This window comes from Streptomyces sp. BBFR25, from assembly GCF_044590125.1.
GTDB classification, from domain to species: Bacteria; Actinomycetota; Actinomycetes; order Streptomycetales; family Streptomycetaceae; genus Streptomyces; species Streptomyces canus_D.
The window spans coordinates 335,036-350,071 of sequence record NZ_CP172447.1 but is presented as its reverse complement, the minus strand read 5'-3'; the positions used below and the strand labels follow the sequence as shown (position 1 = coordinate 350,071).

Genomic DNA, 15,036 nt, shown 5'->3' with positions numbered 1-15,036 from the left:
CGGTGCCCCGTCAGGCCGCCGCTTCCTGTTCTGTCCGTATGGCCGAGATGTCCAGGGTCAGCGTCACCTTGTCGCTGATGAGCACACCTCCCGTGTCGAGCGGTGTGTTCCACGCCAGCCCCCAGTCCGAACGCCGCAGGGTGGCGGAGCCCGCGAAGCCGACTCGGTGGTTGCCGAAGGCGTCGTCACCGGCCCCTCCGAACACGACGTCGATGTCCAGGGGCAGTTCGATGTCCTTGATGCGCAGGCTGCCCGTGAGGCGGAACTCGTCGTCGCCGAGCGGGACGATCCCGGTGGAGTGGAAGGTCATCAGAGGAAACGTCGCGGAGTCGAAGAAGTCGGGCCCCGCGAGGTGGGCGTCGCGGTCCGCCGCACCCGTGTCCATGCTGTCGGTCTGGACACTCACGTACGCCTTCGAACGGGACGGGGCGGAGCCGTCGAGCACGAGAAGGCCTTCGAAGCGGTCGAAGCGGCCGCGCACATTGGTGATCATGGCGTGCCGGACGGAGAAGCCGATCGTGCTGTGGACCGGGTCGATGGTGTAGGCACCGGTCACGGCCGGGTGCGCACCGAGGGCCGGGGAAGTGGCGTTGTCGCGCTGGATCATGATGGTGAGTTGGCTTTCTGTGACGAGAGGGGCCTGCCGCGCCGCGGTGCGGACGACAGGCCCCCTGTGGTGGGTGCGGACCCCTCGCACGGGACCCGCCCCCCGACGACTCAGTGCTGCTGCGCGAGCCAGTCGGCGAACCGGGTCTCGGCGATGTGCGCGTCCGGACCGGGGAGCAGCGTGGTCTCCTTCAGCTCCGCGCCGAAGTACGGGGCGTGCACGTCGGCCACGACCTGGCGCGGGTCCTTCTTGGCGGCCAGCCCCTTGCGGATCAGCTCGTCGAGCTGGAACTCCTCGGGGCCGGCGACCTCCACCACCCCGCCCACGGGGGTGCCGACCGCGGTACGGCCGACGGCGGCGGCCACGTCGTCGGAGAAGATGGGCCGGATCTTGACCGGGGCCAGCCGGACGGTGTCACCGTCGGTCGCCGCCTCGGCGATGCCCTTCATGAACTCGAAGAACTGCGTGGCGTGCACGATCGAGTACGGGATGCCCGAGTCCTTGATCAGACCCTCCTGCGCCTGCTTGGCGCGGAAGTAGCCGCTGTCCTGGAGCCGCTCCGTGCCGACCACGGACAGTGCCACGTGGTGGGTCACACCGGCGTTCGCCTCTGCCTTGAGGAGGTTGGTGGTGGAGGTGCGGAAGAACTCCATGACGGCGTCGTCCTCGAAGGAGGGCGAGTTGGAGACGTCGATCACGACGGAGGCGCCGGTCAGGACCTCGGCCAGGCCCTCGCCCGTGAGCGTGTTGACACCGGTGTTGGGAGCGGCCGGCACCGCCTCGTGACCGTGCTCGTTGAGCTTGGCGACCAGCTTGGAACCGATCAGTCCGGTACCGCCGATGACTACGACCTTCATGTGAATATCCTTTCGGGATGCGCGTTGTCGCCTGTACCAGACAAGACCGAATGCTCACTCGCTCTGTGACAAGGCGGACTGCCATATCGGTGTTCTGGCGTTTCTGGAGTTCAGGTGTTCTTGCTTTTCCGGTGATCGGACGCCTGTTACTCGACGAGCTTTCCGTCGGTGGACACGTCCGCCATGAGGGACGCGATCTCGTCCGGGACGTCGGGAATGTGCTCGTGGGTGATTCCGGTCGTCGGAGACCAGACCAGGTTGACGCGGAAGGCGGGGTCCATGTCCGGGAAGTCGCTGCGGTTGTGACAACCACGGGTCTCCCGGCGTTCCAGTGCCGCTTCGAGGGTGGCGCGGGCCGCCAGGGCGGCCGACTTGAGGTCGAAGGCGTGGGCCAGGTCCTGGAAACCGGCGATGTCGGGATGGACGCCGACGTTCTGCATGCGCTTCTCGACGGCGTCCAGCTCCGCCAGGCCGGTGCGCAGACCCTGTTCGTCCCGGACGACACCGGCGTGCTCGGTCATGGTGTTGCGGATCGCGCGCTGGAGCGCCCGGACGTTCTCGGGCCCGTCCGCGGCCAGCAGCTCGTCGACCTCGGCGCGCGCCTCGGCCACCGCGGTCGCGGACCGGGGCTGCGCGGTGAGGGACTCCGAGTAGGCCGCCGCGGCCTGGCCGGTGATACGGCCGTAGACGAGGAGTTCGATCAGGCTGTTGCCGCCGAGGCGGTTGGCGCCGTGCAGACCGCTGGCCGCCTCGCCGATGGCGTACAGACCGCGGACGTCGGTGCTGTGGTCCTCGGGACGGACCCAGACGCCGCCCATCGAGTAGTGGGCCGTCGGGGCCACCTCGATGGGTTCACGGGTGATGTCGAGCATCTGCAGATCGAGGAGCGTCTGGTAGACCCGGGGCAGCCGGTTCATGATCGTCTGGCGGGGCAGGTGGGAGACGTCGAGCCAGACCCCGCCGTTCGCGGTGCCCCGGCCTTCCTTGATCTCGGTGTACGAGGCGAGTGCAACGCGGTCGCGCGTGGACAGTTCCATGCGCTCGGGGTCGTAGCGGTTCATGTACCGCTCGCCGAGGGCGTTGCGCAGGATGCCGCCCTCACCGCGGGCGGCCTCGCTGACCAGGGTGCCCGCGGCGTTCTCCGGTTCGATGATGCCGGACGGGTGGAACTGCACCAGCTCGGGGTCGCGCAGGCGGGCCCCGGCTTCGACGGCCAGGCGGAAGGAGTCGCCGGTGTTCTCGTCCCGGCGCGACGAGGTGCGGCGCCAGATGCGCGTGTGCCCACCGGCCGCGAGGATCACGGCGTCCGCGTGGACGAGGTGGCGGGTGCCGTTGGTCAGGTCGAAGCCGTAGGCCCCGAAGACGGCACCGTCGTGCACCAGGAGACGCGTGATGTAGACGCTGTCGAGTACCGGGATGTCCAACTGAACCGCGCGCCGGATCAGGGTGCGCTGGATCTCCAGGCCGGTGTAGTCGCCGGCGAAGGCGGTACGGCGGAACTTGTGGGCGCCGAAGAAGCGCTGCGAGATGCGGCCGTCCCCTTCGCGGGCGAAGGCCATGCCGTACCGCTCCAGGTCGTCGATGCCCAGGGCCGCGCCCTGGGTGACGATCTCCGCCGTACGGGGGTCGCCGAGCAGGTAGCTCTCCTTGAGGGTGTCCGCGGCGTGCTGCTGCCAGGAGTCCTCGGGGTCCATCGTGGCCAGGGCCGCGTTGATGCCGCCGGCCGCCAGGGACGTGTGGGTGTCCTCCTTGGGACGCTTGCCGACGGCGATGACGTCGACGCCGGCCTCGGCCAGCTCGATCGCCGCCCGCAGGCCGGAACCGCCGGTACCGATCACCAGCACCGTGGTGGAAAGACGTTGTTCGGTGAGAGGCACGCTTGCTCCCGTCGCTCTGGGTGGTCACTGACTAGGACCACGTCGGGCGGTGGTTTGTGACATCGGCGGCGCGCGCGTGTCACAACGTGCCGGGGTCCCCGGTCATCTGGACGAACCTGACGACCGTGCGACAAGGCGCCGGGGGATGTCCGACGGCCGAGGAGGAGAAGACGGATGACGTACGTCATCGCACAGCCCTGCGTCGACATCAAGGACCGGGCGTGTGTCACCGAATGCCCCGTGGACTGCATCTACGAGGGCGCGCGCACGCTCTACATCAACCCGGCGGAGTGCATCGACTGCCATGCGTGCGAACCCGCCTGCCCCGTGGAGGCGATCTTCCACGAGGACGATCTGCCGCGGCACTGGGCGCACTACCTCGCCGTCAACGCGGAGTACTTCGACGAGGCGGCTTCCCCGCCGCGCGTACGGCGTGACGCCGTCGGCGATCACCCGGTGGTCGAGGCACTGCCCCCGCAGAGCGGGCCGCACAAGAAGGAGATCTCCTTCTTCACCGTCCGCAAGGAGGAAGCGGCCGACGCGGATCTGTGGTTCCCCTCCTGATCGGCCGCCACCACCGAGCATGCCCGGTCAGGAGGCGAGTGTGATGGTGGTGGGCGTTCCTCTCCACGCCATGCGCGCGTAGGGGCACAACGCGTCGGCCTTCTCGATCAGCTCGTCGGCCGTCGTGGGATCGACACCGGGCCACCGCACCACCAGATCGACGCGCAGCAGGTAACCGCCGTCCTCCGGGTCCCGGCCGAAGGCGACGGTCGCCACGACGGAGATCGCCGCGGGATCCAGCGCCTCCTGCCGGGCCAGCAGGCTGAGCGCGCCGTGGAAGCAGGCGCCGAAACCGGCCGCGAAGAGCTGCTCGGGGTTGGTTCCCCGGCCGTCACCGCCCAGCTCGGCCGGCATCCGCAGATCGAGGTCCAAGGCCCCGTCCGCCGAGCGTGCATGGCCGGAGGCCCGCCCGTGCGAGGCCCCACCACCTTGGACGGTCACCGTGGTGGTGTAGATGGGCGAGAACTCCTCCCCGTCGAAATCCTTCTCGGTCGACAGGGTGGGCAACTTGATCCGCTCGGTCACGGGATGGCTCCGGTGTCGTCGTGGTACGCGGTCCCGGCAGACGTCCGGGACGACTGGATGACCGACGAGCAACCGTTGTTGTGACGCCTGCCCCGTCGGTGGCCGAGGACCCCCGACCGCAGGTCAGTCCCGCAGGGAGGCCACGTAGGGCGCCAGTTTGGCCGGGTTCATCACCCACATCAGCCGGTCGATGCCGTCCGCCGAGATGTCGGCGGTCAGCAGGGCGACGGCCTTCTCGCCGGACAGGACCAGGACGGCCGGCCGGCCGTTCGCCTCGACCCACCGGACCTGCGACTGCGGCCAGAAGCGCGGAGCGAAGGCCACGAGGTAGCGCGAGACGTGGGGCAGCCCGACGACCGGGATCCTCGACGCGCCGCGGATACCGTTGCCGTCCGTGTAGCTGACGACGTCGGCGGTGAGCACGTCCTCCAGGCCCGACAGGTCGCCCGTCCGCGCCGCGGAGAGGAAGACCTCCAGCAGCCGTCTGTGGGCTGTCGGGGTAACGGCCTCCTTGCGTTCGGCGGCCAGGTGCTTGCGGCCCCGGCTCACGAGTTGGCGGGTGTTGGCCTCGCTGGTCTCCAGGATCTCGGCGATCCGTCCGTAGGGGTAGTCGAACGCCTCCCGGAGCACGTAGGCGGTGCGCTCCACGGGGTTCAGCTTCTCCAGGAGCAGCAGGACCGCCATCTCCACGGCCTCGGAACGCTCCGCGCCCAGGTGCGGATCCTGCGTGGTGTCGACGGGCTCGGGGAGCCAGGGCCCGACGTAGGACTCCCGGCGAACCCGCGCGGACTGGGCCACGTTGATCGCCAGCCTCGTGGCGACCGTGGTCAGGAAGGCGGCCGGTTCGTGCACCTTCGAACGGTCGGTGCTCTGCCACCGCAGCCAGGTCTCCTGCACGATGTCCTCGGCCTCCGCCGCACTACCCAGGACCCGGTACGCGATACCGAAGAGCTGCGGGCGCGCCGAAAGGAAGTCCTTCGTCGCCTGGTCAAGGGTGCCGGGTGGGGCGCCAGCGTGCATGGAACATCCCTTCTGGCTTCGTGCACCCCATGCTACAAGCGGGCGCGGACGGGCGCGTCGGCGGAGGGGCGCACGCGTGCGCATGGATCCCACAGGTGGCACACCGTGGCAACGGGTCACCCTCAGACACGTATTGTCGTCGGCGGACCCCCTGTGCCCGGCAGCCCCGCCCGGCCCCGCGCACGTGCCCTGTCACGGATCGATCCCGCTCCCGGTCAGGACAGCGAACCGCCAGGGACCAGAAGGGGCACACCGTGTCGGACAGGACGCCGGCTCTCGATGCCGTGCACGGCATGCTGACGCTGTTGTTCACCGTAGTGGCCCTGCACCTGCTGTGGCACGCAGTCCGGTCACCGGGTGCGGGCCGCCGTGACCGCGTGGACCTCGTCCTGCACTGCGCCATGGCGGCGGCCATGGCGGCGATGCCCTGGAGTCTCGGCCCACCCCTGTCCGGCCGGGCCGCGACGGTGTTCTTCACCGCCGCCGCACTGTGGTTCCTGCTGACCGCCCGGGCCGCGACGGTGTTCGCCGACCGGCTGACGCCCGCCGTCGGCATGGCGGCGATGGTCTGGATGTCACGGACCCCGTCCGGCGCCGCCGCCTCCGAAACCGTGGCGGCCGCGGGCGTCCCGGCCGCGCACCACACCGCGGCCCACGGCCATGCCGCCGACGCCTCGACGACGGCGGCCCTGGTCACCGTCGTACTGACGGTGTATCTCCTCGGCTGCGCCCTGCGGTCGTTGACGCGCCCCATGCCCGCGCTGCGGACCGCCACGGACCCCGCGCACCGCGCCGCCGCCACGAACCCGTACAGGCACGTGCGCGACGGCGCGATGGCCCTGGGGACGGCCGTGATGCTGCTGCTGCCCCACTGACCGCCGTCACTCGATCCCGACCACGGCCTTGCCGCGCATCAGGAAGTCCGACAGGTAGCCGTCGTGGGGCACTCCCGGAGCCATCCAGTACGTCGGGTGGTCACCGGCGTACACGTTGGCAATGGAGGGTTCCGCCACCAGCGTGTCGAGCAGCGCACGATCGCGGGAGAGGACCGAGAGCACGAGTGTCCCGCGCAGCGGGGCGATGCCGTCCGAGCGGCTCCAGGGCGCCACCCACACACAGGGGAAGGGGAGTTCGGTCCCCACCTGTGGGGCACCGGCGTCGGCGACCTGATGGACGGCCGGCCGCAGGACGGCACTTCCGTCCCCGAGGTCGTCGACGACGCCGTCACCGCCGAGCCAGGCGCGGGTCCCCGCCGCCACCGACCTCAGGTAGGAGTCGAGGGCCAGGGCCCGGTCCAGCGGGCACACCGGGAGAACCGCCCGGGTGTCCTGAGGCGGCAGACCGGGCAGTTGGGACAGGCGCGCCGCAAGGGCCTCCGCCAGCGGTGCCGGGTCGCCCTCGACGAGGACGGCGGTGGCGTTGACGCACGCCGTGCCGGCCTCGTCGGCGACGGAGGCGACGATCGTGTCCAGGTGCTCCCGCCAGTCCGTGTCCGCCGTGACGAGGATCTTCGTCCGGCCCGGCCCCTGGGGCAGCACGCGGGCGTCGTGGGCGTAGCGGTCGACGATCTCGTCACCGCCGTACACCACCGCACGGTCGGCGCCGCGGATCAGCGTCCGCGCGGTCCGGTGGTCCGTGGGCAGCAGCGCCAGCCGGTCCTGGCCGATGCCCGCCCGGTGCAGCGCGCCGACCAGGCGGTGCGGGGTGAACGGCTCGCGCCGCGACGGCCGTACGGCCACGCGGTAGCCGAGGGCCAGCGCCTCGAGCCACAGCCGGTGGACCCCCGGATGATTGCCGGAGGCGTTGACGGCGAACACCTCGCCCCGGCGGGCCCACACGGCGTACCCGGACCCGACGGAGGAGTCCAGGCGCTCCCGGACCGTTCCGCGCGGCCTGCCCTGCTCGGCGGAGGCACGGGCGCGGCCGACGAACCTCGCCGTGCCGCGTGTCGCGTCGCGCACCACGGTCAGCGGGGTGCCGGAGGTCCGGCTGACCAGGTACTCGTACTCGCGCACGCCCAGCCCGCCGACGGTGCCGGTGGCGAACTCCTCGGCGGCCGCCTCCAGCAGCGCGTCCAGGCCGGCCACCGGGACCGGCCCGGCCTTGCGCAGCGCGGCCAGCGCCCGGTCGACGTACACCGGCGGCACCAGGCTCAGCCGCGCCACCTCGACACCGGACACGTCCGTCACGGTGTCCGGGACACGGGTGCGGTAGGGGCCGCGGGGGCCCAGGGCGTCCAGGTACACCGGCTCGGCGACATCGGCGGTGGCCATCAGTACACACCCTCGATCACGGTCTCGCCCCGCACCGTGGGCACTGGCGCCACGTCCGCCACGGCGTCGCCCGCGTGACCGCCCGCGGGCCGGACGCGCACGGCCGTGTCGCGCTCGGCGTTGTGGGGGATGAGCATGGACTTGCTGACGTGGCTGACGATCACTTGGCCGCGCTCGCCCACCGCGACGCGTTCCCCGGTGGCGGGGTCGACGACGGACAGGAACACGTACGGCGACACCGGGTCGAAGACGCAGGGCTGCGAGGCGTCGAGACCGGCGCGTTCGAGCAGTGCGGTGAGCATCATGGTGTTGCCGTACATGCCGATCAGCGGCACCTCGGGGAAGACCTCCGTGGCCAGCAGGTGACGGGTGTCGGGGTCCATGTGGGTGCCGCCCCAGACGATGGCCCGGACCGAACCGTTGATCCGTTCCAGGAGGTCGTCCTCGCGGGCGAAGCGCTCCAGCAGGGGCGTGGTGGCGGCCAGGACACCGATGTCCTGGGTCAGCAGGATCCGCCGGCACTGTTCGACGAGGTGGTCGGTGTAGGACTCGACCTCGTCGCCGCGGCCCGTGGCGATCAGCTTCCGCACCCACCGGGGGTCCATGTCGATGCTCAGTCCCGGGCCGCCGAGTGAGGCCGCCGCCCGTTGCAGCACGTCCCCCACCAGATGCGGACCGGTCGGCGCCACGGTCAGCCACTGGGCGCCGACGGGCAGCCCGTGCTCCCGCAGACGCCGGTCGACCTGTGCGGTGCTGTGCCGCATCCAGTCGTCGAGCTGGACCACCCGCTTGGGCGCCCCGGTCGTCCCGCCGCTGTCGAAGACGTTGAGCAGCCGGGCGTCGCCGCCGTAACCCCGGGGGATCAGGTCCGCCACCGGGACCTGGCGCAGTTCGTCGCTCAGGTCGGGGAAGAGCGCCAGGTCGTCCACGCCCTTGACGTCCCGCCGCGGATCGAAGGCGAGCCGTTCGGCCCGGTCAAGCCAGTAGCGGGACCCGGTCTCCGGGTCGAAGTGCCAGCGCACCGCGGCGCGCACGAACTCGTCGGGATCCACGCCGTCGGACGGTCCGGCGTCCAGGACGGCGGGGGAGTCGTACATCATGAGGGGTCCTTCCTCGACACGGGCACCGGCCCGTGCGGATGGCGGGAGTCGCGACGGCGGGGAGAGGCGTAGGGGGCCCGCGGGCGCCCGGTCATCGGCTGAACAGTTCGAAGGCGGCGGCGGGAGTGCCGGCGAACCGAGCGCGGTGGACGCCGGTGCTCTCGCCCAGGAAGCGGCGCGCGTACGTCTCGGGATCCTCCTTGGTCAGGGCTTCGAGGTAGGTCCGGTGCCGCAGCAGGGACTGGACGCCCTGTTCGAAGCCCGGCTCGGCGGACACGGCGTGGGACGGCACCGGTGAGTTGGCGACGGCCACCCAGCGGACGCCGTTCCAGGGCAGCAGCCCCTGTTCGGCCAGCTCCGGGAAGATCCAGCGGTTGCCCGCGTCCGCCGCCGCGTCCAGTACGGCGCGGCCCACCGCCACGTGGTCCGGGGTGTTCCAGGCCCCGGTGGCCCACGTGTCCCGGTGGTTCAGGGTGATCACCAGTTCCGGCCGGTGACGCCGTACGGTGGCGGCGATGCCGCGGCGCAGGGAGACGCCGTACTCGATCACACCGTCCCGGTGGTCGAGGAACTCCACCGCGCGGACACCGACCGCCGCGGCGGCGGCCCGCTGTTCCACCTCCCGCAGGGGGCCGGCCCGCCCGGGACCCAGGGTGTCGATACCGGCCTCACCGCGGGTGGCGAGCAGGTACGTGACCTCCCGGCCGTCGGCCACCCAGGAGGCCACGGCCGCCGAGCACCCGTACTCGAGGTCGTCGGGGTGGGCCACCACGGCCAGGGCCCGCCGCCAGTCGTCCGGCATCGGGCGCAGCGGTGCGGGAGCGCTGTCGGTCACGCCTGGTCTCCTGCCGGTCGCGCGTGCGGGGGAAGCAGGCTCTCCAACGGGACCGAGGGATCGGCGAGGGCGGCTTCGTCCAGCTCCGCGTCCGACTCGATCAGGGCGCGGATCGTCCCGATCACGTCCCACAGGTTGACGCTCATCCCCGCCAGCACCCGGTCGCCGGACATCCAGAACGCGAGGAACTTCCGCTCCTCGCGCGACCCGCGGAAGACGACGCGGTCGTAGCCGCCCGGTTCGGTGTACCCGGTGTACTCCATGCCGAGGTCGTACTGGTCGGTGTAGAAGTACGGCAGCCGGTCGTATTCCGCGTCCTGGCCGAGCATGCTCAGCGCGGCGGTACGGGGCTGGTGCAGCGCGTTGGCCCAGTGCTCCACGCGCAGGTGCCGGCCGAGCCGGGGATGGTAGGCGTTGGCGACGTCACCGGCGGCGTGGACACCGTCGGCGGAGGTCCGCAGGCGGGCGTCCGTCACGATGCCGTTGCGCACGTCGAGGCCGGCCTCCTCGGCCAGGCGGACGTTGGGCGTGATGCCCACCCCCACGACCACGGCGTCCGCGGGCAGGTGGGTTCCGTCGGCGAGCCGGACCCCGTCGACGCGGCCTCCGGTTCCGGTGACGGCCTCGATCTGGGCATGGGGACGCAGGTCCACACCGTGGTCCCGGTGCAGATTGGCGAAGACCTCGGCCGCCTCCCGGCCCAGGACCTTCAGCAGAGGCAGCTCACCGCGCTCCAGCACGGTGACCTCCGCGCCGGCCGCCCGGGCCGCCGCCGCCGTCTCCAGCCCGATCCAGCCACCTCCGACCACCACGATCCGCGCGCCTTCGGTGAACGCCTCCTTGAGGCGCTCGCTGTCGCCCACGCGCCGCAGGTACAGCACGCCCTGCAGGTCCGCGCCCGGCACCGACAGGCGGCGCGGCGAGGAACCGGTGGCGAGCAGCAGACCGGCGTAGGGCACGCGACGGCCGTCGTCCAGCGTCACCGCCCGGCCCCGCGCGTCGACGGACGTCACGCTCGTGCCCAGGCGCAGATCGACGTCGTGGTCCCGGTACCAGCTCTCGGGGTGCACGTGGATGGACTCGCGGTCCTCCTTGCCCAGCAGGTACCCCTTGGACAGCGGCGGCCGGATGTACGGTCGTTCCCGTTCGTCCCCGATCACGAGGAGCGGCCCGTCGTGGCCGTGCTCGCGCAGCTCCTCCGCGGCCTTGCCGGCGGCCAGGCCGCCCCCGACGATCACGAACGTCTTCGCACGCGGCATGAGATCCCGTCCCAGTCTGTGAGGCGCACACGGACCGAGTGGTCCGGTCACCCTTCAGACCGGGCGACTACACGCGTTGTGACACCGTGGCACGGGCCCATCTGGCCCCGAGCTCCCGGAGTTCGCCGCGCGCTCCGCCCGCCCGTTCACCGGCGGGCCGGTCGCGTCACGGCCAGAACACGCGGATCACCGTGCCCCGGCAGCGGGACGAAGCCGTGCCGTGCCAGGTCGTCAATGATCCGCGTGCGCGAGGCGGGCCACATCCAGAACGACTCCGTGTGCTCCCGAAGGACATGCCGCCCGCTGTGCACCCAGTAGTCGACACGTGTGCGGATGCGGTATCCCGCCGCGGACATCGTCATGCGTCCGCCGTACACGTGCGCGCCCACCCGCTGCTCCGGCAGGCGGCGCACGACGGTGCGAGGGGGCAGCAGGGCGGGCGGCGGCTCCAGCAGGAGCGTGCCCCCGGGGGCCAGGGCCGCGTGGATCGCGGGCCACAGAGCGTCCCGCGCGGCCGGGGGGAGACAGGCGACCGTGTTGTGGCACACGGCGACGTCCGCCGCTGCGTACAGCGCCGCCTCGCCCAGGGCGTACGGGTGCACGGTCACCCGCTCGCGCTGACGCGCGGGCAGGGTGGCGAGGCGGGTGAGCAGGGACGTGCGCATGGCTCGCGCGGGCTCCACGGCGTGCACGTCGGCCGCGGACTCGGCCAGGCTCATCAGCGTGACCCGGCCGGTCCCGGCACCGATGTCCAGCACACCGAGACGGGCCCGCGCGACGTGCCGGCCGTAGAGGTCGCGGACGCGTGCCGCGTCCCGGTCGGCCTGAAGGATGTCGTAGAACTCGGCGGTCACGGCGTAGGAGTCCGGGTCCGGCCGGGACGCGGATGCTCCGGTGATGACGGGGTGCATGTCCAGCTAGACAACGTGTGAGCCGGGCGTGTGACAGCGGGTGCCCCGAGCGGGGGCCCGGCCCGAGCGGGGGCCCGGCCCGAGCGGATCCGAGGTGATCCCCGTCACGGGACCGTGCTGTCACAGGTGTGTGGCACACGCAGTCAGTTCTCTGGTTCCGACTCGCGGAACCCGGAGGGAAAGCAGAGCACGTCGTCATGACCGTGAGAACCCCGCAGGTATGGCTGCCCGCCCAGTTCGCCGATCTCACCGACCTGCCGACGGGACTGGAGTACGCCCGCTGGGACGGCCGTTCGGCCTTCCCGTCGGACCCGGCCGAGGTGAACTTCTACGTCCCGCCGCTGACCAAAGACATCGATGTCATCGGCAAGCCCCTGCCCCGGATGACGAGTCTGCGTGTGGTGCAGGCCCTGAGTTCCGGTACGGACGAACTGCGCGCGGAGCTGGACCGGCTCCCTCACCCCGTGACCCTGTGCAACGCGGGTGCGGCCCCCGCTCCGAGCACGGCCGAACTGGCCCTGACCCTGATCCTCGCCTCGCTGCGGGGCATACCGGAGTCGGTCCGCGCCCAGGACGGCGGGGCGTGGAGACCGGAGGTCTTCCCGTCCCTGTACGGGCGGTCCGTGCTCATCGTCGGCTACGGCGCCGTCGGCTCCGCGCTGGAGGAACTCCTGGTGCCGTTCGGATGTGCGGTGACCCGTGTCGCCGGCGCGGACCGGGACGCACCCCGGGGCCCCGTCCGCTCCGCCGCACACCTGCCCCAGCTCGTGGCCGACGCCGATGTCGTCGTGCTGTCCACCCCGCTGACCCCGAAGACCCGTCAGCTCTTCGACGCGGGCATGCTGGCCCGCATGAAGGACGGCACCCTGCTCGTCAACGTGGCACGCGGGGCCGTCGTCGACACCGACGCCCTGCTCAAGGAGACGCACCAGGGCCGGCTGCGGGCCGCGCTCGACGTGACCGACCCCGAGCCGCTCCCGCCCGGGCATCCGCTGCGGGAGACACCCGGCGTGCTGATCACGCCGCACGTCGGCGCGTTCACGTCGTCCCTGTGGCCCCGCCTCGAACAGCTCATCCGGCGCCAGTTGAGCCGTTTCGCCGCAGGTGAGGAGCTGGAGAACGTCGTGTCCCGCTGACGCCCGGTCCCGGGGGCGGAAGCCGCGTCGGGCCGTCCCGCCGCTGTCCTGCCCGCGGGCGCCGCGCATGTCACACCCGCACCGTCTCACCGGTCATGCTGACGACAGCAGTACACGAATCCTGCCGAACAGCACAGCGTCGGACGAGTCGGATTCGTCGCACCATACGTGTGCCGACGGTCTTCCCGGCGGGCGATCCGCGGGGGCGTCCCCCACCCCCACCACGGCCGCACGGCCGGAAGCCCTCGCGCCGCGCCAGTGCCGCGGATCCACGGCCAAGGCCGCCACCGCCGCGCTGCGTGTGACGCAGAAACGAAGGGTGAAGAGATGGGCCACGACAGCCGGCCGGTGGAGCCGGAGCAGAAGCGCACGGGGGAGAGGCTCGCCCGATGGGCGGACAGCCGGCTGGGCCGCCGCCCGATCGTGCGCTCCGCCCGGCGCCTGGTCTTCCCCGACCACTGGTCGTTCATGCTCGGCGAGATCGCGCTCTACAGTTTCGTGATCCTGCTGATCACCGGCGTCTATCTGAGCTTCTACTTCCACCCCTCCTCCGACCTCGTGGTCTACCAGGGCGACTACGCCCCCTTGCGCGGACAGTTGGTGTCCGAGGCCTTCGACTCGACCCTGCACATCTCCTTCGACGTCCGAGGCGGCCTGCTCGTCCGCCAGGCACACCACTGGGCGGCCCTGGTCTTCGTCGCCGCCGTCCTCGCCCACATGCTGCGGGTCTTCTTCACCGGCGCGTTCCGCAAGCCGCGGGAGCTGAACTGGGTGCTGGGGTTCGGACTGCTCGTCCTCGCGATGTTCGCGGGTCTGACCGGCTACGACCTGCCGGGGGACCTGCTGTCCGGCACCGGCCTCCAGGTCGTGAACGGCACGATCCTGTCGATCCCCATCGTCGGGACCTATCTGTCGTTCTTCCTCTTCGGGGGTGAGTTCCCCGGCGACGACCTGATCGCCCGCTTCAACACCCTGCACGTCCTGGTCATCCCCGCACTCATGGTCGTCCTCATCGTCGGCTACGTGGTCCTGGCCCTGCGCCACCGGCCGGCGCAGTACCCCGGACCCGGCCGTACCCGCGACAACGTCGTCGGTCTTCCGGCCAAGGTGTACGCCGTGAAGGCCGCCGGCTACTTCTTCCTCGTGACCGGCGTGATCTTCTTCATGGCCGCCGTCGCCGAGATCAACCCCGTGTGGGACTACGGCCCCTTCCGTCCCGACCAGGTCTCCGCCGGGTCCCAGCCCGACTGGTACATGGGCGTCGCCGACGGACTGCTGCGCGTCATGCCCGGCTGGGAGATCGACTTCTGGGGCCACACCCTGGCCCTGGACAACCTGCTGCCGCTGCTGGCCGGGACGCTGCTCTTCCTGGCCATGGGGGCCTATCCGTTCCTGGAGGCCTGGGTGACGGACGACGACAGCGAGCATCACCTGCTGGACCGTCCCCGCAACCGCCCGGTACGCACCGCCCTCGGCGTGGCCTGGCTCAGTGTCTACGCGGTGGCCCTGATCGGTGCCGCCAACGACATCATCGCCACCCGCCTGCACGTGTCCGTCAACGACGTGACCTGGGCCGTGCGCGTCGGCCTCTTCGTCGTCCCCGTCCTGGCCTTCGTCGTCACCAAGCGCGTGGCACTGGCACTGCAGCGCAGGGACCGCGACCTGGTCCTGCACGGCCGAGAGACCGGCGTGATCAAGCGCCTGCCGCACGGCGAGTACGTCGAGGTCCACGAGCCTCTCGACCCCGCACGACTGCACACGCTGACCTCGCACGAGCAGAACCGGCCACTGGACGCCGTACCCGCGGGCGACGGGGACGGTGCCGTGGCCCGCCGCACACAGCGCCTGCGCACCGGGCTCAGCGGCTTCCTCTAGGGCCCCGGCACGCAGATCCCCAAGCCCACGGCGACCGAGCACGAAGAACTCACCGGTCGGCACGGGTCCTGAACCGCGAGGCGACACACACGGGCGGAGACCATTTTCACACCATGTCACGCATTTGGTGGGTCTCCGGTCTCAAAGGTGAAAAGGCGACACAACGTGCCGCGAACACCGATCACGATCCCGCCCCG

13 protein-coding genes and 1 pseudogene are annotated in these 15,036 nt (G+C 71.4%); 4 read left to right on the top strand and 10 right to left on the bottom strand.

The features are described 5' to 3' along the window. Positions 1–10 precede the first annotated feature (10 nt). The 3 genes from ACGH52_RS01405 to ACGH52_RS01395 form a co-directional block, all read right to left on the bottom strand. Entirely contained in the window at positions 11–607 is a 597-nt protein-coding gene (locus tag ACGH52_RS01405; RefSeq protein WP_361462689.1) for a YceI family protein, read from the bottom strand. A gap of 110 nt (positions 608–717) precedes the next feature. Next, positions 718–1,464, bottom strand: a complete 747-nt coding sequence (locus tag ACGH52_RS01400) for an SDR family oxidoreductase (protein WP_399936935.1) — start codon at positions 1,462–1,464, stop codon at positions 718–720. Between the two features lie 146 nt (positions 1,465–1,610). Continuing rightward, positions 1,611–3,341: an L-aspartate oxidase gene (locus tag ACGH52_RS01395; protein ID WP_399936933.1), complete on the bottom strand. Its 1,731-nt coding sequence runs from the start codon at positions 3,339–3,341 to the stop codon at positions 1,611–1,613. Positions 3,342–3,515: 174 nt separating this feature from the next. Here ACGH52_RS01395 and fdxA point away from each other — a divergent pair, with 174 nt between their 5' ends. Beyond that, positions 3,516–3,905 (top strand): ferredoxin, encoded by a 390-nt coding sequence (fdxA, locus tag ACGH52_RS01390; RefSeq protein ID WP_399936931.1) that lies wholly within the window; start codon positions 3,516–3,518, stop codon positions 3,903–3,905. Positions 3,906–3,932: 27 nt separating this feature from the next. Here the strand turns inward: fdxA and ACGH52_RS01385 are convergent, their stop codons facing one another. Then, positions 3,933–4,430, bottom strand: coding sequence for an Ohr family peroxiredoxin (locus tag ACGH52_RS01385; protein ID WP_059296927.1), 498 nt, complete (start codon positions 4,428–4,430; stop codon positions 3,933–3,935). A 123-nt stretch (positions 4,431–4,553) separates the two neighbouring features. Continuing rightward, positions 4,554–5,450 carry an RNA polymerase sigma-70 factor gene (locus ACGH52_RS01380; protein WP_059296926.1) on the bottom strand — a complete coding sequence of 299 codons (897 nt, stop codon included), beginning with the start codon at positions 5,448–5,450 and terminating at the stop codon, positions 4,554–4,556. Between the two features lie 254 nt (positions 5,451–5,704). On the opposite strand from ACGH52_RS01380, the gene ACGH52_RS01375 reads away from it, so the two are divergent. Continuing rightward, entirely contained in the window at positions 5,705–6,325 is a 621-nt protein-coding gene (locus ACGH52_RS01375) for a DUF5134 domain-containing protein (protein ID WP_399936928.1), read from the top strand. A 6-nt stretch (positions 6,326–6,331) separates the two neighbouring features. Here the strand turns inward: ACGH52_RS01375 and ACGH52_RS01370 are convergent, their stop codons facing one another. From ACGH52_RS01370 to ACGH52_RS01350, 5 genes are all read right to left on the bottom strand, one after another. Next, a complete protein-coding gene (locus tag ACGH52_RS01370) occupies positions 6,332–7,723 on the bottom strand; it encodes an aldehyde dehydrogenase family protein (RefSeq protein ID WP_399936926.1) in 1,392 nt (463 codons plus the stop codon). Continuing rightward, positions 7,723–8,823, bottom strand: coding sequence for a phenazine antibiotic biosynthesis protein (locus tag ACGH52_RS01365; RefSeq protein ID WP_399936924.1), 1,101 nt, complete (start codon positions 8,821–8,823; stop codon positions 7,723–7,725). Before ACGH52_RS01365 ends, ACGH52_RS01370 begins: the two co-directional genes overlap by 1 nt. Positions 8,824–8,914: 91 nt before the next feature. After that, entirely contained in the window at positions 8,915–9,658 is a 744-nt protein-coding gene (locus ACGH52_RS01360; protein ID WP_399936922.1) for a PIG-L deacetylase family protein, read from the bottom strand. Next, positions 9,655–10,917, bottom strand: coding sequence for an NAD(P)/FAD-dependent oxidoreductase (locus ACGH52_RS01355; RefSeq protein ID WP_399936920.1), 1,263 nt, complete (start codon positions 10,915–10,917; stop codon positions 9,655–9,657). Before ACGH52_RS01355 ends, ACGH52_RS01360 begins: the two co-directional genes overlap by 4 nt. A gap of 146 nt (positions 10,918–11,063) precedes the next feature. Next, positions 11,064–11,828: a class I SAM-dependent methyltransferase gene (locus tag ACGH52_RS01350; RefSeq protein ID WP_059296920.1), complete on the bottom strand. Its 765-nt coding sequence runs from the start codon at positions 11,826–11,828 to the stop codon at positions 11,064–11,066. A 197-nt stretch (positions 11,829–12,025) separates the two neighbouring features. Between ACGH52_RS01350 and ACGH52_RS01345 the strand changes: the two genes are divergently transcribed. Together ACGH52_RS01345 and ACGH52_RS01340 are read left to right on the top strand one after the other, a co-directional pair. Next, positions 12,026–12,964 (top strand): 2-hydroxyacid dehydrogenase, encoded by a 939-nt coding sequence (locus tag ACGH52_RS01345; protein WP_399936917.1) that lies wholly within the window; start codon positions 12,026–12,028, stop codon positions 12,962–12,964. Between the two features lie 327 nt (positions 12,965–13,291). Further along, a pseudogene (locus ACGH52_RS01340) lies at positions 13,292–14,911 on the top strand (cytochrome bc complex cytochrome b subunit). Positions 14,912–15,036 lie beyond the last annotated feature (125 nt).

What these genes read in the sequence shown, in the direction of transcription:
- ACGH52_RS01405 (WP_361462689.1), bottom strand. Translation starts at nt 607, where the DNA reads ATGATCCAGCGCGACAACGCCACTTCCCCGGCCCTCGGTGCGCACCCG.
- ACGH52_RS01400 (WP_399936935.1), bottom strand. Translation starts at nt 1,464, where the DNA reads ATGAAGGTCGTAGTCATCGGCGGTACCGGACTGATCGGTTCCAAGCTG.
- fdxA (WP_399936931.1), top strand. Translation starts at nt 3,516, where the DNA reads ATGACGTACGTCATCGCACAGCCCTGCGTCGACATCAAGGACCGGGCG.
- ACGH52_RS01380 (WP_059296926.1), bottom strand. Translation starts at nt 5,450, where the DNA reads ATGCACGCTGGCGCCCCACCCGGCACCCTTGACCAGGCGACGAAGGAC.
- ACGH52_RS01370 (WP_399936926.1), bottom strand. Translation starts at nt 7,723, where the DNA reads ATGGCCACCGCCGATGTCGCCGAGCCGGTGTACCTGGACGCCCTGGGC.
- ACGH52_RS01365 (WP_399936924.1), bottom strand. Translation starts at nt 8,823, where the DNA reads ATGATGTACGACTCCCCCGCCGTCCTGGACGCCGGACCGTCCGACGGC.
- ACGH52_RS01355 (WP_399936920.1), bottom strand. Translation starts at nt 10,917, where the DNA reads ATGCCGCGTGCGAAGACGTTCGTGATCGTCGGGGGCGGCCTGGCCGCC.
- ACGH52_RS01350 (WP_059296920.1), bottom strand. Translation starts at nt 11,828, where the DNA reads ATGCACCCCGTCATCACCGGAGCATCCGCGTCCCGGCCGGACCCGGAC.
- ACGH52_RS01345 (WP_399936917.1), top strand. Translation starts at nt 12,026, where the DNA reads ATGACCGTGAGAACCCCGCAGGTATGGCTGCCCGCCCAGTTCGCCGAT.